Source organism: Bacillus sp. RC242, assembly GCF_044908245.1.
Lineage (GTDB): Bacteria > Bacillota > Bacilli > Bacillales > Bacillaceae_G > Bacillus_A > Bacillus_A mycoides.
This window is the reverse complement of the sequence record NZ_JBIYCZ010000007.1, coordinates 127,538-146,581: the sequence shown is the minus strand read 5'-3', so window position 1 is coordinate 146,581 and position 19,044 is coordinate 127,538. Positions and strand designations below refer to the sequence as shown.

The following is a 19,044-nucleotide window of genomic DNA, read 5'->3' as shown; positions in this document are numbered from 1 at the left end:
ACAATAAATTAAATTAACACTATATGATTAGAAAGAAGTGAATAAATGAAAATATTAATATTTGGTGCGGGCGTGATAGGAAGTGTTTATGGATACGTATTAACTAAAGCAGGATTTGATGTAACTCATTATGTTCGTCCAAAGAACGTAGAAAAATTAGAACAAGGTATTTTATTAAATCTTTTTGATGGTAGAGACAAAAAAAGAGTTGAAAATACTAGTGAAATTTATAAACTAAAGATAGTTGATGAATTACCTTCATTTGATCAGTTTGATTTAGTTTTAGTTAGTGTTAGACATTACCAATTAGAATCGGTTTTACCTTTAATTTCAAAGAAAATGGGAAAAGCAGATGTTTTATTTTTCAACCACTTGTGGGATGATTTTGAAAAAATCGATAGCTATATTCCACGTGAAAAATATTTGTGGGGATTTCCTAGTGCTGGTGGAGGTTTTTATAATACAGATAGTGTGATTTTAAATGGAGTAATAATGGATAAGGTCTTTCTAGGAGAAGTAGATGGACAGAAAACGCCACGTATTGAGAAGATCACAAAAATGTTTAATAAGGCTCGTATACAAACTGATATTCAAAATAATATGCTACACTGGCTTTGGAAACACTTTGCACTTAATGCTGGTATTAGTAGTATGACGGTCAAATCAGGAAGTGCTGTAAATTTTATGGATAATATACAAAATTTACAGCAAGGGGTACTCAATATACGTGAAGCTTTAGAAGTGTGTAAAGCTCGAGGAGTCAATATAAAAGAATTTACTGATGCAAAAATTTTCTTTTTACCATCTTGGCTAGCTGCTACGGGATTTTGGGTTGAAATGAAAAAAAATAGACCTCAAAGAAAGATTTTTGAACTATATAATGGAACGGAAGAAATGAAGAGAGTTTATTATGATATTTTGAATACAGGAATAAAGTTAGATATAAGTATACCTAATTTGAAAAGTATGAAAAACTATGTGGATAATATAGAAGAAACATTTACTCAAATATAATTAATTTTAGTAAAATGCGAATCAACTTTCTTAGAGATTAATTAAGTAAGATGATTCGCATTTTTTGAATTACTATAATATATATTTATATATATTATTTTATAGTCGTGAAGAAAGTTCATTAGTTAATAAGTTGAAAAAATGAGTAATATCCTCTGTACTTGTTGTAGGTTCGTAATAGCTTACAGTCATTGTAAGTATATCATTGTAACTTCCAAAGGCAAAAATAAAATTAGGAGGATATCCCGCTGGTGATACAATATATGCATCTTTAACAAGCGTATTTCCCATTTTTAAAGGATATTTAGCGATAATTCCCATATTAGAGAAAAGGGGAGACGATTTTTCGTTAGCTATCGCCTTTTTTGAGGAATTCTCTAAAAATAAAGAAACATTTTTATATCCCATTCCTCTCAATAGCTCCATAGCAATTGCATTATTTATACCAGGATTATTTTTCTTAAGGTTCTTCATCATGAGTGAAATTCGATTTAATGTGCCATCAAATGTCTCATTATTTATTTTCATTAATTTCATATTTATTTTCCCAGATAGATTACAAATAGATTGAGCTTTTTTTGTAGGGAGGAATCGGCGTAAATCAGCAGTCGTCGTAATCTCCATTGGTTCCAAATCATTAGTTTTAATAAGAGCAAACAAGGCTCGATAAAAAGCGGTCATTATCAGATCATTAATTGTCGCATCTCTTTCTTTAGCATATAAATACAGTGACTTAAACTCTTTTTGATTCAATTTATGGATAGCTACTTTTAGAGATTGTTTTTTTTCTTTGTTATAGGGAAATGCCCACGTTGGTGTTGAGGCTTCTTGTTTAGGATTCCAAGCCTGGCTTAAATTAGATATACCTAAATTGTTGAAAATTTTTTGAGTATCCATGTTTTCAAAGTCATTCGATACCGGATAATAATCCTTATTTTCTAAAAAGTTATTATAAATTTCTGATAGTATATTTAAATAGTCTTTAATACCAGCTGCGTCAGTACAAGCATGATTGAAAACTAGACAAAGTATATCATTAGAATCTGTGCGAATTAATTTTGTTTGGAATTGCCGGTTATTTGGAAGAAAGGATGAAATAAGGAAGTTTTCTAAAGAAGCTTGCTGATTTTGAGATTCTTCGAATAAACACCATTCCATAGCGTCAATATTTATAAATCGTTTCCAAACAGGTGCTGAGTCTCTTTCTTCAAAGCTACAACCTAGGACTGGTACAGCATCAATAGAGAATCTAATTGCTTTTTTCATTATATATAAATCTAAGTGACTTTCAAATTCTAATACTACTTTAATTGGAGTGTCTGAATTATAAAAACCCGCAATATGATTGGCCCAATCCTGGCCACTGGTTGGAAATTCATCTGGAAGGTTAGAAAAATGTTTATTAATTGTTAATTCACTCATACATAAATTACCCCTTTTCCCTTTTTTACTATTATATACCAAAATATCTCGATATTACATATTTTTTAGAAAATATGTAATTTATAAACAAAATTTAAATTGTTATAGAATCAAAATATTAAATATTAAATATTAAAAGGAGCACTACTATCTATATTAGGGGTGTAAGTAATTTTATAAGGGTTTTTGCTATTCCGAGAGTGTGATATACAACATAAGCGCAGAGTACCTTTTTATTTATATAAAACGCGTTACACTATTACTAATATTCAATTAAGGTAGTAAACACCATTTTTATGTTGTTAACTATCTTGTTTGGCATAGAATACTTTAAAATCTTTTTTTTGGGAATTTATTGTTAGTTATAAACAATCTAAAAATAAAACTAATAAATAAAGACCCTATAGAAAATACAGGGCCGGATACAGGGTTAATGGATAACATAGCTTCTTATCAACTCAGTAGCATATATTTTTTAAGGGCTTTACTAAGCTTTTTAACAAATTTAAGAACAAGAAGCCAGTTTTTAATAATAGAATTCTAAAAGCGTTAGGGTAGAAATTTATTGTTTTTGTTAAAAAAGAATTGACTTCTACTATAGTTGTAACTAATATAGTTACAAAAGGTTGTAATCGAATTAGTTACAACTAATTGCTGCTTAAAATAAAAATATGATTTATATATTTAATTAAGGATGGTGGTCCACACGTTGCCACCCGGTGTAGAAAGTTACTAATGCATTGAAATTAATGTATAATCCCAACTTTAGTATTTTCTGATACGGGGCAATAATGTGCAACGTAATCTTTTGTTAAAAACCTTGGTTAATCTTTCTTTGGAAATATTAGTTTTTGGAGAATATAGTAAGGTATCCCAAAAAGAACAAGGTATAAAAAGATGTACTTATATAAACCAAAAAGTTAGCTGAGCTAGATAATAAAAATAAAGGTAGGAAATTTAAATGGAGACAAAACAAGATAACCTTATTTACGTATGGGACGCCTATTGTGGATGGTGCTATGGCTTTTCAGAAAGTATTAAAGGATTTTACAAAAACCACACTGAAGTGCCGTTAACAGTTTTATGTGGAGGATTATTTTTAGATGATTTACCAATAAAAAATTTCTCATATATAGAAGAGGGGAATAAAAGAATTAATCAACTTACAGGTGCAGAATTTGGTCCTTCATATCAAAAATTGGTGGAAGAAGGGACTTTTAAAATGAATTCGAAAGAAATTGTTGAGTATCTGAAAAAAAACGACTTATCTTTAGATAAAATCTTTATTATTCATGGGGATCCGGATTACTACTTTGGATTGGAAAGTATAAAGGCTATTTACCCAGAAGCCATAGCGTATGCTACAGAGTCTACTGTTGAACATATTGTTCATTCTGTCTTAGGTAAATTAAAAGTTTGGAAAGGCGCCCTAGGAGAAAACGCGCCAAGCAACGTAGTATTACCTCAAGTGTTTAAAGAAAAAACGATTGATTTTCAGGGGTTAACATTTGAACTAGTAGGCTTAGATCATTACAGAACTAGCTTATTTAATAAAGAGCTAAAATTATTAATTGGTGGTATTGATGTATTTAACGAAATACATGTATTCTTAGCGGATACTAGCTCAAAAGCGGCTATGGAGGCATGGATTGAGAACTTGAAAGTATTACAAGCATTAAATGCTGACATAATTGTACCTAGCCATGGATCAATCGAAAAATCCTTAAATAATCAATCCCTTACTGCGACAATGGATTATCTAAGAACTGCGATTCAAGCTTCTGAGGAAAGTAAAACTTCAAAAGATTTTGTAGCGAAACTTGATGCAGCATATCCAGGCTATGCAAATAAAGGTGTATTAGAATTAAGTGCAAAAGTTGTAACAAAAGAAATGCCTTGGGGTTAATGCTATGAACAAATATCAAAAACTATTACATGAAACGTATGTGTTAACTGGCGAAGGAAAATTAGATGCTTTCAAAACGTATTTAAGCGAAAATGTATCTTGGACAGAAGCTGCTGGGTTTCCATATGCGGGGACTTATATAGGTCCAGATGAAGTAGTGAAAAATGTACATGAACGCCTTGGCACGGAATGGGATAACTATAGTGCAAAGGATGAAGTTTATGCATTTAATAATAATACTGTTATCGTTTATGGAAAATATAGTGGAACATATAAAGATACAGGGAAATCGTTCATAGCAGATTTTTGTCATCTGTATGAGTTTGATGAGAACGATAAGGTTAAGAAGTTTATTCAAATTGTGGACAGTGCAACTGTTAATGAGGTATTGAGTTAGAGTTATTAGTTTTTAACATGCCTTGTATAAGGGGTAGTGTTAGGATAAACTAAATTTCCTAACATTACCCCTCACATTACATTTTTGGGAAGGTTTCTACTTCTCAAGCGTGTTATGGAAGATAATTTATATGATTAGAAGAGGTAGGTATATATGAAATTAGAGAAAAATTTAACGAATTCCCCGAAAGAATTCTCCTTCCTCAAACGTGTGAAGGGCGTAGCCCAACGGTAGGTGGGAGATGAATTTCGGTTTGGCGAGCCAAAAGGTTTTCCTTTTTATTTTGTCTCTAATATAATCAGTCTTATAAATTATAAAGGTTGGTATATCAATGAAATTAGATAGTAATAACCATTCAGTATTCTTGTTGTATTATCACCTTGTGTTGGTCGTGAAATACAGAAGAAATGTGTTTGATGATGATATGTCAGACTATGCAAAAGATATGTTTGTTCGACTATCTGAAAACTATAACATCACATTAGTTGAATGGAATCATGATGTAGACCATGTTAATATTTTCTTCAAGGCACACCCTAATACAGAAATGACTAAATTCATCAATGCTTATAAAAGTGCAAGCTCTCGACTAATCAAGAGAGACTTTCCACAAGTAAAAAAGAAACTTTGGAAAGAGATGTTTTGGTCAAGAAGTTTTTGTTTACTAACTACTGGTGGTTCACCAATAGACGCAGTAAAAAAATATATTGAAAATCAAGATGAAAAGTGAGGTGAAATGATATGACAAAGCATAATAAAGCATATAAATTCCGTTTGTATCCAACAGAAGACCAAGCACATCTTATGCGTAAAACCTTCGGCTGTGTACGTTTCGTGTATAACAGAATGTTAGCTGAACGGAAAGAAGCGTACGAAAAATACAAAGGTGAAAAGGAACAACTAAAGAAACAAAAGCCACCAACTCCTGCGAAATATAAAGCAGAATTTGAGTGGTTAAAAGAAGTTGATTCATTAGCTTTGGCAAATGCTCAGCTAAACTTGCAAACTGCCTATAAGAATTTCTTTAGTGGTCAAAATGACTTCCCAACATTCAAAAGCAAAAAAGACAGAAAGTCTTATACAACGAATGTAGTGAACGGAAATATTATGTTGCTTAACGGTCATATCAAATTGCCAAAACTGAAAATGGTACGTATCAAACAGCATAGAGAAATACCACAAGACCATATAATCAAGTCATGTACGATTTCTATGACACCTACTGGTAAATACTATGTGTCCATCTTGACTGAATACGAAAAAGAGATTGTACAAAAAGAAGTAGAAACAGTTGTTGGATTAGACTTTGCGATGGATGGATTATACGTCAGTTCTGAGGATAAGAAAGCCAATTACCCCAAGTTCTACCGTGAAATATTAGACCGATTAGCAAAAGTACAACGAGTATTATCAAGAAGAACAAAAGGTTCTATTCGTTGGAATAAACAACGTATCCGTGTAGCTAAGTTACATGAAAAAGTAGCGAATCAACGTAAAAACTTCCTTCATCATAAGTCTAAAGAGTTAGCTACTCATTTTGATGTTGTAGCTATTGAAGATCTAAATATGAAAGGAATGTCGCAGGCACTTCATTTTGGAAAAAGTGTCGCTGATAATGGTTGGGGTATGTTCACTTCTTTATTAGCTTATAAACTAAATGAACAAGGAAAACAGCTTGTGAAAATAGACAAATGGTTTCCTTCCACAAAAGCATGTAGCAGTTGTGGAAATGTGAAAAATATATCTTTGTCTGAGCGAGTATATTCTTGTACATGCGGTGTAAATCTCGATAGAGATTATAACGCAGCTATCAATATCAAAAATGAAGCAATACGCCTATTGGCGTTAGCATAAATAGCAATAAAACAACCCTTGGAACAAGGGAGTTAGCTCGGCCGTCTTAGGACGAATTCGTTAGCTATCAAAAGTAACGACAAGCCCCCACTTCAAACAGTCCGTTAGGACGTTAAGTGGCGGGTAGTTCACTAGTAATAATTATTTCTGTGTTTATTTTAGGAATTGTGTCGACTTTGATATTTCAAGCTTCCACCGGTAATAGCAAAGCTAACTCAATAAAGAGTGAGAATGTTGCCTCAGTATCAAAAGAAGCGACAGAAAATGAAAAGAATAAAAAGATGGTAGTTGATTTCTATAATGAAGCTTTTAACAAACATAATATCGATATTATCCCTAAATATGTAAGCGAAGATTATCAGCAACATAATCCTTTTGTTGCTGATGGACGAAAAGCCTTCATGGATTTCTTTAATTAGGATTTTGTTAAAAATCCTAATTCCTCTGCAGAGATCAAACGAGTAGTAGCTGAAGGAGATACAGTTGCTCTTCATGTACATTCTCGAGCTAATTCTCAAGATGAGGGAGTTGCTATAGTCGATATATTTCTTATAAAGAATGGTAAGATTGTTGAACACTGGGATATAATTCAGGAGATCACAAGTGAGGCGGCTAATGATAATACGATGTTTTAGGTAGAAGATATTTTTAATGATTGTTTAATTGTTAGAGCTGTATAGGGTCTAGAGATTTAGATAAGTTATGTATAAGATAAATAAAATGAAGGAGATGTCTTAGGGGTGTTACTAGGACATCTTTTTTTGTTCTTGCTTATCCCTGGGGCGTGCTCTTTTTTTCGGTCAGCATTTGTTCACTATGCAGTTGATTGGGATAAAAAGGTTCAAATAGCATCTACAAAATATAGGGCATGGGGCACAGGTCCAGCAGCAAATGCAAGATTCGTTCATGTTGAACTGTGTGAGATAAGTGATTTATTGAAATTCAAACGCTCTTATGAACGATATATAGAGTTAATCGGAGAAATCTTGCGAGAACGAAATATTCATCCTTCTAAGGGATTATGGACACATAAGGATGTTACCTATAAATTTGGTGGAACAGATCATGAAGACTCACTTGATTATTTAAAATCTCATGGTGTATCAGAAGCTCAATTCCACGCTGATGTACAACGAGCATACACTAATTCTAGTGTGGATGTTTCTGTTCCTGAGAAGCCATCTAAACCAGCAGAAGTTCCAACGGCTATCACAGATGACATCGCTTATATTGAAGGCTACAACTTTAATTTACGTAAAGGGCCAGGTACAAGCTATTCTAATATTCGTCAACTAAATCAGCCAGCAGCCTATGTTGTATGGGGCGAAAAGGATGTTTGGTTAAATCTTGGTGGAGAACAATGGATTAAGAACGATCGATCTTATGTGAAGTTTGAAGAGAAAAGCACAGTGGATTCTTCTATTGTAGGGAAGCGTGTTGTTTTTAAAGTTAACAATCTACGTTTTTATGATGCTCCATCTTGGAAGGATAAAGATGTTGCTGGTCTCGTAGATGCAGGTGAGGGATTTACAATTGATGGGAAGTTAAATGTAGATGGTTCACTACAATTTAAGGTGCACAATAGTATAGGGAAAACATATTATATTAAGATAAATGAAGTTTATGTATATGTAAGATAACTGTATTACTACAGTATAGTACACTCATAGGAGGTAGTTATGTGTTTGATAAAAATGAAATACAAAAAATAAATGGGATACTTCAAGCTAATGCATTAAATCCAAATTTAATTGGCCCTACACTTCCCCCAATCCCACCATTTACTTTACCAACCGGTCCCACGGGTCCAACAGGAGAGACAGGCCCAACGGGAGGAACGGGTCCAACAGGAGAGACAGGCCCAACGGGAGGAACGGGTCCAACAGGAGAGACAGGCCCAACGGGAGGAACGGGTCCAACAGGAGGGACAGGCCCAACGGGAGGAACTGGTCCAACAGGAGAGACAGGCCCAACAGGGATGACTGGTCCGACAGGAGCAGCTGAAGGTTGTCTTTGTGATTGTTGTGTTTTCCCTATGCAAAGCGTCTTACCACAACTTATTGGAGAAACTGTGATTCTTGGCACTATTGCAGACACACCCAACACGCCCCCACTTTTCTTTCTATTTACTATCACTTCCGTGAATGATTTTTTAGTTACAGTTACAGATGGCACCACAACCTTCGTGGTTAATATTTCTGATGTAACAGGGGTAGGCTTTTTACTACCAGGACCACCTATAACATTACTTCCACCCGTCGATGTAGGATGCGAGTGTGAATGTCGTGAACGACCAATTAGACAATTACTGGATGCGTTTATCGGATCTACAGTAAGTCTTTTAGCAAGTAATGGTTCTATTGCAGCAGATTTTAGCGTGGAACAAACAGGACTTGGTATAGTACTAGGGACATTACCTATAAATCCAACTACAACCGTTAGGTTTGCTATTTCAACTTGTAAAATTACAGCTGTGAATATAACCCCTACTACGATTTAGTTCATATCTTTCGGAAGTATCTGTTGCTAATCGATAAGAAAAGCACAGTGGACTCTTCGATTGTTGGAAGGCGCGTTGTTTCTAAAGTTAACAATCTACGTTTCTACAATGCTCCATCTTGACAGTATAAAGACGTGGCTGTTTTGTAGATGCAGGTTTAGGGTTTACTGTTGATGCTAAAGTAAGTGTAAATGGGTCAACACAATATAAAGTTCACAATAGCAAAGGAAAAAACATACTATGTAACAGCAAATGAAGCTTTTGTGTATGTGAAGTAAAATAAGAGCTGTCCTTAATTAGGCAGTTCTTATTTTTTATAGGTTAAATGGGGTCACCTGGATGCCTTGTAAAATCTCGATGAAGCACTGTATTTCCTTGCTGAATCACGCCAGCAAAGTTAATGCCCCATGTGTTTATTTTGACGGGGAATCCAGGAGCGGTAGGGATATGTGGGTCAGTTAGGAGAAACATCCTTACGCTAAACAACTGCCGAGGTGGAAGCATAAATGTAACTGTTTTATTAAAAAAATGTTTTAGACTATAGAATAAAGTATTAGACTATTAAAAAATAGTTGTAGACTAAAAAGGTGTTTTCTGTCCAGAAATGAACCTTTTGTTAACATAAAACCAATTCAATAACATATGGAAGAACAAGAAAAAAGTCTTGGTGACCAAACCGAGACTTTTTTGACCATGTGATAGAACGTGAATTAGAACCATCCAAATCCCTATTCTTTAGGATATAGCTGTTTCATATCTAGTATGCTTAACGATACATATGTAGATAATTACTCTACAAAACATATAGAAGTTTATTTGTTAGATAGAATCTAACTATTATCCGTACGAAACTTCCTCATACTCATGTAGAGAAGAGTCTCTAAGAAAATCGAGGACCATCTCATTGAAAATATCTTTTCTCATTACATTGAGTGGATCGAATGCATCTTGGAATAAAGCAAGTGTGCTATTTGGGATATGCTGGTGAATTGTTTTAGCTGCTTTTCCTTCATCAACACCTGTTACAACTTTTCCTGCTCCAGATAGAATTAGAGTAGGGGATTGAATGAGATGTAATAAAGAAGTATGAACAGGAAATTTTGCTTTTTTCATCATTAATAACATTTTTTTGTCTATTGAAAATGAATCGCGTAGTATTTGTTGCGTGTACGGTTCGTGTTTGTAAATTTTCATCATCAAATCAATAATTGTTGAATATGATAGCAAGCTAAAGATGCAATTGGAAAGTTGAAGTACCCATTTAGAAGTTTTAGTTGGGAATTCACTATAGCTATTAGAAATGACCAATTTTTTTACATATGAAGGATGATGAATGGCTACTAATGTCGCAAGAACTGCTCCTTGTGAAACGCCGATTACATGAAGAGGTGTGTGGCCTAGTGTATCTAAAAATGAAATGATATCAGATACGATTAAGTCGTAATCATATACATTATCAGGAAAGGTTTTTATTGATTCTCCATGACCACGATAATCGAGAAGAATTATTTGATATTCTTTAGAGAATGATTCGATTTGTGGTTTCCACATCTTCCAAGATGCCCCGCTTCCATGTAAAAAAAGGATTGGTTCCCCTTGTCCAAAAGACTCGTAGTGAAATTCACCGTTTTTTGTTTTAATAATTGGCATGAATAAGCCCCCTTTTTTCAGTTAGCAAAAGTAAGATCACTTTTAAAATACAATATATGGAATGTGCAATCAATATAATTTTGAAATATTTATTTTATTTTATTTCAAAATTACAAAGTGCGTCCGCTTTTATCGTGAGATGCGTTTTCATACGTTTGATAGAATAAACCCTACTATCTAGTCTAATACTTTATTTTAATAAAATTTCTTTTCTCTAAATAAAAACTATTCATTAGTCTAAATCCTTATTTAATTAAAACAGGAAAATAAAACCAAAGAAATCCTATTAAACCAGCGATACTCAGTCTAGAACAATTTTTTAATCAAACAGTAACCGGTCCAACAAACCAATTGGCTCCTTCCGACTCGCAATAAATGCATCCACCGTCGTCAACATTGCGTACTCGATTGTCCGAACCTCCGTCGTTAACTAGTTCTCCGCAAAGACATCCATAAGAAGGGTATACGTCACCATCGCAAGTATCTTGGTAATGCTGTACCGCTATAGTTACAGTTTGTGGTTTGTCTGTTTGATTAAGTGCAGAAACTTGAATGAAGCCCGTGTCCGCATTACGGAATAAAGGGCCTGATGTATACGTTTGGTAGCGAGGCTCACATTGACATTCACAGTCGTATTTTTTATGCGTCTTCCGGTAGTACTTATGTGACCAATCGTAATAATAGTTTGAGATATTAAGCATGTACCTCCTTTTTAGTACATGTTATGTGAAGAGTGGGAGGCATGATTTGACAGTAACATGGGGTTTGTGTAGATAGTGAGGAGGAAAGAAGTGAATAGAAAAAAAGTGAATAGAAAAAACCATCTCAAATAGAGACGGCTTTTTTAGTGTTATCTTTTTGATGCTCTATATCCTGCAGCTTGTGCTTCAGCTGCTGAACAAAACATTTCTTCAGCATTCGTTTTATCATAAAACTGTTGACCAGGCATATGATAAATCTTCTCGCCTTTACTATTTTTATTACCTTTAATATTACAAGTACCATTCTGTTCTGATGCTTGATTAGTTTTTTGTTGAGGAGTTGCTTCTTTTTGTTTATTTTGATTTTGTTGCTCTTGTTGTTTCTTTAACTCTTGTTGCTTCTGAAGTTCTTGTTGTCTTTTTTGTTCAGCTTCTTGTTTCTTTTGTTCTTCTTGTTGCTTCTGAAATTCTTGCTGTTTCTTTTGCTCTTCTTGTTGTTTTTTCTCTTCTTCTTTTACTTCCTCTGATTTTTTGGATTCCTCTTGCTTAGTAACAGTAGTGGCTTTTTCAGTTTTATCATCATCTGAACCTTTAGCACAAGAACCTATTAAAATAATTAATAAAATAATAATACCTAAACACCCAAAGCATCCGCACCCTCGGCGTTTTTTCTCTTCTTTCTCATTTGCTGACTTTGCCATTTTTATCCCCCTATGTACTGTAAATTCAACATTTAGTATATTTAGATATTGAAAGGTAATTTTACATAAAGTTTATTGATAAAAGTAACTTTTGTAAGAAACACTATCTCTATGGAGGTGTGTCTATGTTATATGTTTTTCTAATCATAACAGGATTACTTTACATTTCATGGTATGTCTACAAAAGAAGAAAAGACCATCATTTATACCAGCTCATCGCGCGTTTTAATAAAGATGAAGAGTTTAAACGTACTTTAGCAATGGGGCTTTATTATCGATTTATGAAGCCATTAGAAAATGAAAAGTGCTCATCAGTATTTATACGTCAAACACCATTGGAATTTGAAGTATTTGTTGCTGATGTAATTGAAAAGTATTATGGTGGTTCTGCATTAGTAACGGTAGCTACAGGTGATTATGGTGTAGACTTTGAACATACGGTAAACGGTGAATTATATCTTGGTCAGGTGAAGTGTATGTGTAGCGACATGTCCTATAAAGCAATTGCCCTGGTGCATAGTAATATCACGAAAAAAGGGGCAAAAGGCGGTTATGTAGTATCAACTGGTGGTTTTTCAAAAAATGCAAAGCACTATGCTGAAGAACTGAATGTACAGCTAATTGATGGATCGAGATTGGCTGAAATGTATATGGAATCTATTGAGGGACAACCGTTACCTCAATACGTGCTTAACCCTGCTAGTAATTAATAAGCAGGGTCTTTATCTTGTACCTCGTATAAATCATTGACCCTACAATCGAATGATTTTGCTAACTCAAATGCTTGTCTACTGGAGGATAAGACTTACCAGTTACATAATTACTCATTTGATTTTGGCTTATATTTAATTTCTGTCTTATAGGGGAGAGATACTGGGCGGAAATAGAGAAGTTTTAGTAGATTTGTTTTATTTTGAAATTAGTTTGAATGAAGGGGGGGATTTGCTAAATTCACTATGTTGCTCATTTCCTTCTTGATTCATACTTGCTTGATAAGATGAAAATTCTTTATACGTTTTTCTTTTCCATTGCCAAAAACCATTATTTTGATCGAATTCACCATAGTAATGATTGTAATCAAGTTTGTTCCCAGTGTTTTTATTAAAATTATTGCTAATAAAAATACGGCTATTACTTGCATAAATGTGGTAATTAGTAATTACATTGTTCCGGATATCTTAATTTAATTCGATTTGGCCACTCTCTTGATCTATTGTGTCATTTTTATAAATAGTATTGTTCGTAATTGTGTTATTTTCAGCATATCCTTGCTGGCTGTCATATCCACCAATTGCAATGCCGCTCATTATATTGTTGGATATTGTATTTCCTCTAACAGTAATTTGACTTGCTCCTTTTCCTGCATGTTCGCTAGCTACTTCAATACCGAGGTCGTTTTCATAGCTTTGATTTTGCTCAATGATAATGTCTTTCCCACCATCCACGTAAATACCATCAGCTGAATATTCATTATAACTAGGATTATTGATGGATGAATTGTGATGGCCAATATTGTTACGAACAATTCCAATGTTGTTATCATGTACTTTGTTATTGGTAACTTCAAAAGAATCTACATTACCGTTCACAGCAATTGCTTCACTTAGTCCTAATTTCAAATTTGCTACTTCGTTATTATCTAAGACAATATGATTTAAATTATTTTGTGCATGAGAAGAAGTATCATAGACAGCTATACCGTGTGCATTTCCATTCTTTACATTCGTTTCTGTTCAGACTGAAGATAATAAATTTGAGGGTGTTTTAGGCTGTGTAACAATTAATGAGAAAGATGCTCCAGTAAATTACTTTCCTACAAAAAGTATGGAACTACAATTTTGTGTCGAGGACATGGTGGGGTAATTTTGCATCAACACATCATAGATCAACTGATTGATAGAGGTATTTATAAATCCAAGGACGGGCTTCGAGATTTGTTCGAATGCTCGTTTGAGGAGTTAGTGGAAATGTTGGAGGGAGCAGAGTGAGCTTTAAAAAGGAAATGGCAATTATTTTAGTCAGCTGGCTTTTAATCGGTGTGACTATATTCTTATTAAAATACAAACTTGGAGTGAACTTATAATGATTCAGTTACACACAATTACATCTGAAGAGAAGAAACAAAACTTTGATATTACGTGACTATTTGAAATGCAAAAAGAACTGGATAAACGAATTGGATATAAAGGAAATGACAAAATGGATATGTTATTTCGTGCATTACTGGTAGAAATCAGTGAAGCATGGAATGAAACTCGAGCGTTTAAGATGTGGAGCACAGGATTTGGAGTTCCTAAGAATGGACTATTAGAAGAGTTAATTGATGGTCTCCATTTTCTCATGAACATTGTAATTGAATTAGATAAATGTACATGGAGACATGAACTTATTCCATCGTTCAGTATGCAATCAGTTATGAGAAAAGATACGAGCAATGTAAATATGCTGTTCGAATGGTACATGCAAGATGTGTTGACTGCAAAAAGGGCATGGTGTCAGTACAGAGATTTAACTACAACAATGGGGCATTTGAGAAGAGCGTTTGGCATTTTCTTTCGTATTTGCTATTTGTATGGATTTACTTATGAGGAAGTTATTGATTCTTATAAGGAGAAGAATGCGGAAAACTTTGATAGGCAGGATAAAGGATATAAATCAAATTTGAATTTTATAAAAAATCGGACTAAAAGCATCGATAATAAGATGGGAAAAAGAGCATCATCACTGAAATAAAAAAGCCCTGCACACAGGGCGTATAAAAAGATACCTTAGCAATAACGACGATTAGGGGGACGTATTAGCTAAGGTATCTGTATAGGTGATGCATACTAAGTATGCAATCAGGAGCATTGTTGAATGTATTGGGTTATTCAACACGTTTAGAATAACACGAAATTTCTGTTAACTCACCCGGTAAATTTATCCTGAAAATATTCGGTAGGATTTTTAGGTCTAAAATATGTTCATAAATTATAACAAAAGCGTTATTTGTAAAAGGTCATATGTTTTTTATCCTCTTTATAGTACTCTAAGCGGTTTTGCAAAGTACCAGTGTGGAATTCAAACTTATGGCCATCCGGGTCTGTAAAGTAAGGAGATCTTTGGTCTCTCTCGTCTCTTTCTCGACCATGTAAAATATTAACTTCATTTTAAATTAATATTTCTTTTAAATGATCTAATTTTTCATTTGTTACAGTAAAAGCTATATGTGTATAAGATTGCTTAATTTCATTTCTTGGTATATCTTCTTCAACATTTAAAGCAATCCATAATCCATTTAAATCAAAATACGCTAATTTTCTACCTGTTACTAATAATTTTGCTTGAAGTATTTTTTGATAGAATTCAATAGATTTTTCCAAGTTTGAAACAGAAAAACAAATATGATTAATTCCTTATAGCATACGAAGCTCCCCCTATAATTAAATGATTTTTAATATTTTTATATAAAGATTATATAAGTTTAAGAGCGATTTATAAAGAATTACTACAAAATAGTTATTTGAATAGAAAATGACAGCTGAAATATTAAGATCGTATCAGCTGTCACTAAAATAGATATTAATTTTTATTATTAGGTTTTTTAGTTGGTATTTTTGCTTTTATTTCTAGAGGAAATTGTACCAAAGATTGCCCCGGACATTGCTCCGATTAAAGTCATAAAAATTGCACTCCATGCTGCAAATGACATAACTACACCTCCTAATAATAAATTGTTGTAACTATATAAAGTTATTGTTTCGTAGCCTTTTTAATAGAAATGATGATTGCAACAACTATTAAGAAAATAAGAGGAGACCAAGAAAAGAAAGACATTTAGTATTCTCCTTTCGATATTAATTTTAAATATTTTTATAAACCAATTATTACATGTTTATAAATCTGACATACAGAATATGTAATATTGCATATCGAAACTTAACAAAATAATCTGAGCTAGATAAATGTACATGGAGACATGAACTTATTCCATCGTTCAGTATGCAATCAATTATGAGGAAAGATACAAGCAATGTAAATATGCTGTTCGAATGGTATATGCAAGATGTGTTGACTGCAAAAAGGGCATGGTGTCAGTACAGAGATTTAACTACAACGATGGGGTATTTGAGAAGAGCGTTTGGCATCTTCTTTCGTATTTGTTATTTGTATGGATTTACTTATGAGGATGTAATTGATTCGTATAAGGAGAAGAATGCGGAAAACTTCGAGAGACAGGATAATGGATATTAATCAAATTTGAAATTTCAGAAGAGAAATTTTCAAGGTAAATATAGTTGGTAACAAATTCTTCTTCATCTTGAACATATTGTTGCGCATAGTGCGGATTCACAGCATCTAAATTTCTCATATGTGCTTTTAAGTAATATAAGAAAAGTTTAAAGGAGATTTTTTTATTACAGTTTTCATCATGATATAAAAATTGTCTAATTGGCTGCCACTCTGGATGCTCGATATGTGGTGGGGGGATTAGTGAGAGAAATGAACTTACTGCTCTTTTATAGGGATTTCTTACAAGTTTATAAGTGTGCTTTTCTTTTAATTGTAATTCAGTAGCCACTTGTATGAAGTATGGAACTGAATTCTTATAAATATCGTATTCATAGTTATGAATAAATGAGTTGTATTTAATGGCTTCTTTAAATAATCCAATTTGGTAAAAGAACCAATGTGCTAATGAAGTGCAGCCACCTTTTTGGCTCCAGAAAAGGACCAAGGGAAAATCAGCGTTAAAGTGAGGCATACGTCCATGTTTAACCATGATGTCATAAATATTTGTGGTGGTCATTCGTATCCTCCGTTCATTTTTCTTTAAGCTCCTCTTAATATATGGAGGAATTACTTCATATATGAAAATTGGTAGTGGGGCTTACATGTATTTTTATAAAAGGGTTCTTTTATTTTGAATAAATAAAAGAACCCGTTTGTTATAAACGGATTCTGTGTACAAGGAATACAAGGTAACTGGTCCAGAGAAACCTATATATTTCTTGGTTTGATAATAATGTATTCGAAGTAATAGAAATGGTTAATAAAAAGAGCACATTTTTATATGCACTCTTAGTAAGGTAGGTGAATGTCTCATGAAAAAGAAAGAATCATAAAAATTGTAATCAGATTTTTATGATTAAATTTTTAATATTGTATTCCTTACTTGGATCTATTGAGCCTGTCACTGAAGAAAATGGTCAAGTAGAATCTAGAAGTAATTAAACAAAATCCTTATTTAAAAACAAGAGTCCCTAGAGTTAGGGCTCTAGGGATTCTTGTTTTGGTATATCTCACACGGTTTTATAAAAAGGATTGAACATGCTGAAGATAACATATGAATGTTTCATAAATGTATCGAAAAAGTGAACAAAATTGCTATTGCAGAAATAGCAGAAATGAAGTTTCTAATAGTTAAGTACGTAAAAGGTGTTATTTCCAGTGGATAAAATGCGCGTGGGGCACCTAATCATTATTTTATCGGAGGAAAAGAATATGTTATGAACTTGGTTGAATGAAAAAATGAAAATTTTACTTTAAGCGAAGTTAATGAAATATATTTTGGGGGTTATATCAATGATTGTTATCTCGATGGACACTTTAACTTTATAAAAGTCCTAGAAGAAAAACACAACTATGAGGAATAGTAAGCTATAAAAGTGAACAAAATCGTTATTTAAATAAAAGAAACCCCGATTGTCTGCGGGGCCTCTAAGGGTAATCGTCAAGTAATGACGTACTCGACTAATTAACCATATCATGAATTTTTTGGTAAAAACACTGGTAAATGTGTCCAAATATATGTGGCATCATTTCGAACAAAAGCGCTATTTTAGTAGAAAACATTTAAAAAGAAGGACCCACATTGAGGGGGTGGGTCCTTTTAATAAAGCTAAGCATATAGAGATTATGTATATATTACCAAAAATGGAATTTGATTTCTATATGTTAGATGTTGAGAAAAAATCACATGGCACAACAAAGTAGCCAACTTAATCAGCTAACCACTTGTTGTACAAAAGAAAATTAGGCCCTACAAGCAATGTTTCATAATCTGTAACTTAAGGTTACCGTTTTAGTATAAACGGGCTTGGAAATATTATTCAGAATGAAGAAACTCAATAAAAATTTCATTTTGTAGAAATAAAAACCCTAGTTTCCTAGGGTAATGGTATAACAGCTCAATATATTTTATTCTTTTATATTTTAACGTAATATTACGTTGAAAACATCAGGTAAATGTAACCAATTGCAGAAAAAGAGCAGCTAGCAAAAGCTAACTGCTTAATACAGAGAAGAGAAGAGAAGAACTACAGGGACAGTTAAATGAGTTCTGGCTTATCGCCTGTGTATAGTATTTGCGAATTATTAAATTTTATTCAGGAGGGAGAAGGAAGTGAATAAATTTAAGCTGTCCCAACTTGATTTTGGTCTGCAACATCAGCATCAAATGTGTTTGTTGCACTAACACCGCTAAAAGTATTGACAACAAAACCAACATTTGATGCCCCTGAACCATTATAAGATTTTGTATTCTCTTTTGGAGAAACGTTATAAAAATCGCCTAAGTTGAAAGAACCAGCACTATTTTGTACGACAAGGTTTGCTACAACTGTTGGCATAGTATTCACCTGCTTTCCTAGAAAGTATTTAAATTAGCATATGGTGTATTCGTCTAGAGGTTCATTTGGATCTAAGAATTCGAAGTTATGGCTTATGAAGATTTTAATAAAATAAACCTTTTAAAGAAATGGAGATTAATAAATGGGGAAAAGTCAAAGAGATAAAGGAATGAGACGGGAGAGGGAATTTGCTAGTTTGATAGGTGGTGCTCGTGTACCGCTTTCTGGTGCAATGGACGGGTATTCAAATGATGTGAAGGGTTTTAGGTTTTGAATGGGATATAAAAG

At 33.3% G+C, this 19,044-nt stretch carries 15 protein-coding genes and 8 pseudogenes; 14 read left to right on the top strand and 9 right to left on the bottom strand.

Annotated features, from left to right (window positions below; genetic code table 11):
• The first annotated feature begins 45 nt into the window (after positions 1-45).
• A complete protein-coding gene (locus tag ABH957_RS15725; RefSeq protein ID WP_404511678.1) occupies positions 46-1,014 on the top strand; it encodes a ketopantoate reductase family protein in 969 nt (322 codons plus the stop codon).
• A 99-nt stretch (positions 1,015-1,113) separates the two neighbouring features.
• Here the strand turns inward: ABH957_RS15725 and ABH957_RS15720 are convergent, their stop codons facing one another.
• Positions 1,114-2,436: a hypothetical protein gene (locus tag ABH957_RS15720; RefSeq protein ID WP_404511676.1), complete on the bottom strand. Its 1,323-nt coding sequence runs from the start codon at positions 2,434-2,436 to the stop codon at positions 1,114-1,116.
• 961 nt (positions 2,437-3,397) lie between these two features.
• Here ABH957_RS15720 and ABH957_RS15715 point away from each other — a divergent pair.
• From ABH957_RS15715 to ABH957_RS15680, 8 genes and pseudogenes are all read left to right on the top strand, one after another.
• Positions 3,398-4,342, top strand: coding sequence for a cytoplasmic protein (locus tag ABH957_RS15715; protein WP_404511674.1), 945 nt, complete (start codon positions 3,398-3,400; stop codon positions 4,340-4,342).
• 4 nt (positions 4,343-4,346) lie between these two features.
• Entirely contained in the window at positions 4,347-4,739 is a 393-nt protein-coding gene (locus ABH957_RS15710) for a nuclear transport factor 2 family protein (RefSeq protein WP_404511672.1), read from the top strand.
• 331 nt (positions 4,740-5,070) lie between these two features.
• Positions 5,071-5,469: an IS200/IS605 family transposase gene (gene tnpA, locus ABH957_RS15705; protein ID WP_404511670.1), complete on the top strand. Its 399-nt coding sequence runs from the start codon at positions 5,071-5,073 to the stop codon at positions 5,467-5,469.
• Between the two features lie 11 nt (positions 5,470-5,480).
• The gene (locus tag ABH957_RS15700) at positions 5,481-6,593 is read left to right on the top strand and encodes an RNA-guided endonuclease TnpB family protein (protein WP_404511668.1); all 1,113 of its coding nucleotides are present in this window, start codon (positions 5,481-5,483) and stop codon (positions 6,591-6,593) included.
• Positions 6,594-6,709: 116 nt separating this feature from the next.
• Positions 6,710-7,228 (top strand): annotated as a pseudogene (locus tag ABH957_RS15695) (nuclear transport factor 2 family protein).
• Positions 7,229-7,354: 126 nt separating this feature from the next.
• Positions 7,355-8,233, top strand: a complete 879-nt coding sequence (locus tag ABH957_RS15690) for an N-acetylmuramoyl-L-alanine amidase (RefSeq protein WP_404511666.1) — start codon at positions 7,355-7,357, stop codon at positions 8,231-8,233.
• A gap of 41 nt (positions 8,234-8,274) precedes the next feature.
• Positions 8,275-9,093: an exosporium leader peptide-containing protein gene (locus tag ABH957_RS15685; RefSeq protein WP_404511664.1), complete on the top strand. Its 819-nt coding sequence runs from the start codon at positions 8,275-8,277 to the stop codon at positions 9,091-9,093.
• 32 nt (positions 9,094-9,125) lie between these two features.
• Positions 9,126-9,371: pseudogene (locus ABH957_RS15680) on the top strand (N-acetylmuramoyl-L-alanine amidase); the annotation flags it as partial.
• 559 nt (positions 9,372-9,930) lie between these two features.
• Here ABH957_RS15680 and ABH957_RS15675 read toward each other — a convergent pair.
• From ABH957_RS15675 to ABH957_RS15665, 3 genes are all read right to left on the bottom strand, one after another.
• Positions 9,931-10,743, bottom strand: a complete 813-nt coding sequence (locus ABH957_RS15675; protein WP_404511662.1) for an alpha/beta fold hydrolase — start codon at positions 10,741-10,743, stop codon at positions 9,931-9,933.
• A 323-nt stretch (positions 10,744-11,066) separates the two neighbouring features.
• On the bottom strand, positions 11,067-11,444 hold the full coding sequence (locus ABH957_RS15670; RefSeq protein WP_404511660.1) for a hypothetical protein: 378 nt from the start codon (positions 11,442-11,444) through the stop codon (positions 11,067-11,069).
• 149 nt (positions 11,445-11,593) lie between these two features.
• Positions 11,594-12,145, bottom strand: a complete 552-nt coding sequence (locus ABH957_RS15665; RefSeq protein ID WP_404511658.1) for a sunset domain-containing protein — start codon at positions 12,143-12,145, stop codon at positions 11,594-11,596.
• A gap of 125 nt (positions 12,146-12,270) precedes the next feature.
• On the opposite strand from ABH957_RS15665, the gene ABH957_RS15660 reads away from it, so the two are divergent.
• Positions 12,271-12,855, top strand: a complete 585-nt coding sequence (locus ABH957_RS15660; RefSeq protein WP_404511656.1) for a restriction endonuclease — start codon at positions 12,271-12,273, stop codon at positions 12,853-12,855.
• A gap of 198 nt (positions 12,856-13,053) precedes the next feature.
• Here ABH957_RS15660 and ABH957_RS15655 read toward each other — a convergent pair.
• Positions 13,054-13,875 (bottom strand): annotated as a pseudogene (locus tag ABH957_RS15655) (right-handed parallel beta-helix repeat-containing protein); the annotation flags it as partial.
• 108 nt (positions 13,876-13,983) lie between these two features.
• Here ABH957_RS15655 and ABH957_RS15650 point away from each other — a divergent pair.
• Positions 13,984-14,133: a Fur-regulated basic protein FbpA gene (locus tag ABH957_RS15650; RefSeq protein WP_404511654.1), complete on the top strand. Its 150-nt coding sequence runs from the start codon at positions 13,984-13,986 to the stop codon at positions 14,131-14,133.
• Between the two features lie 94 nt (positions 14,134-14,227).
• Positions 14,228-14,797, top strand: a pseudogene (locus ABH957_RS15645) (dUTP diphosphatase); the annotation flags it as partial.
• 332 nt (positions 14,798-15,129) lie between these two features.
• Here the strand turns inward: ABH957_RS15645 and fosB are convergent.
• Positions 15,130-15,537, bottom strand: a pseudogene (fosB, locus tag ABH957_RS15640) (metallothiol transferase FosB).
• A gap of 191 nt (positions 15,538-15,728) precedes the next feature.
• Positions 15,729-15,918 (bottom strand): annotated as a pseudogene (locus ABH957_RS15635) (hypothetical protein).
• Positions 15,919-16,078: 160 nt separating this feature from the next.
• On the opposite strand from ABH957_RS15635, the pseudogene ABH957_RS15630 reads away from it, so the two are divergent.
• Positions 16,079-16,378, top strand: a pseudogene (locus ABH957_RS15630) (dUTP diphosphatase); the annotation flags it as partial.
• On the opposite strand, the pseudogene ABH957_RS15625 reads toward ABH957_RS15630, so the two are convergent.
• Positions 16,368-16,934 (bottom strand): annotated as a pseudogene (locus ABH957_RS15625) (sulfotransferase family 2 domain-containing protein); the annotation flags it as partial. The pseudogenes ABH957_RS15630 and ABH957_RS15625 overlap by 11 nt on opposite strands.
• Positions 16,935-18,540: 1,606 nt before the next feature.
• Complete coding sequence (locus ABH957_RS15620; RefSeq protein WP_002144261.1) at positions 18,541-18,756, bottom strand: spore germination protein; 216 nt, start codon at positions 18,754-18,756, stop codon at positions 18,541-18,543.
• 142 nt (positions 18,757-18,898) lie between these two features.
• On the opposite strand from ABH957_RS15620, the gene ABH957_RS15615 reads away from it, so the two are divergent.
• Positions 18,899-19,030, top strand: a complete 132-nt coding sequence (locus ABH957_RS15615) for a hypothetical protein (RefSeq protein ID WP_404511652.1) — start codon at positions 18,899-18,901, stop codon at positions 19,028-19,030.
• Positions 19,031-19,044: the final 14 nt, after the last annotated feature.

What these genes read in the sequence shown, in the direction of transcription:
- ABH957_RS15725 (WP_404511678.1), top strand. Translation starts at nt 46, where the DNA reads ATGAAAATATTAATATTTGGTGCGGGCGTGATAGGAAGTGTTTATGGA.
- ABH957_RS15720 (WP_404511676.1), bottom strand. Translation starts at nt 2,436, where the DNA reads ATGAGTGAATTAACAATTAATAAACATTTTTCTAACCTTCCAGATGAA.
- ABH957_RS15715 (WP_404511674.1), top strand. Translation starts at nt 3,398, where the DNA reads ATGGAGACAAAACAAGATAACCTTATTTACGTATGGGACGCCTATTGT.
- ABH957_RS15710 (WP_404511672.1), top strand. Translation starts at nt 4,347, where the DNA reads ATGAACAAATATCAAAAACTATTACATGAAACGTATGTGTTAACTGGC.
- tnpA (WP_404511670.1), top strand. Translation starts at nt 5,071, where the DNA reads ATGAAATTAGATAGTAATAACCATTCAGTATTCTTGTTGTATTATCAC.
- ABH957_RS15700 (WP_404511668.1), top strand. Translation starts at nt 5,481, where the DNA reads ATGACAAAGCATAATAAAGCATATAAATTCCGTTTGTATCCAACAGAA.
- ABH957_RS15675 (WP_404511662.1), bottom strand. Translation starts at nt 10,743, where the DNA reads ATGCCAATTATTAAAACAAAAAACGGTGAATTTCACTACGAGTCTTTT.
- ABH957_RS15670 (WP_404511660.1), bottom strand. Translation starts at nt 11,444, where the DNA reads ATGCTTAATATCTCAAACTATTATTACGATTGGTCACATAAGTACTAC.
- ABH957_RS15665 (WP_404511658.1), bottom strand. Translation starts at nt 12,145, where the DNA reads ATGGCAAAGTCAGCAAATGAGAAAGAAGAGAAAAAACGCCGAGGGTGC.
- ABH957_RS15660 (WP_404511656.1), top strand. Translation starts at nt 12,271, where the DNA reads ATGTTATATGTTTTTCTAATCATAACAGGATTACTTTACATTTCATGG.
- ABH957_RS15620 (WP_002144261.1), bottom strand. Translation starts at nt 18,756, where the DNA reads ATGCCAACAGTTGTAGCAAACCTTGTCGTACAAAATAGTGCTGGTTCT.
- ABH957_RS15615 (WP_404511652.1), top strand. Translation starts at nt 18,899, where the DNA reads ATGGGGAAAAGTCAAAGAGATAAAGGAATGAGACGGGAGAGGGAATTT.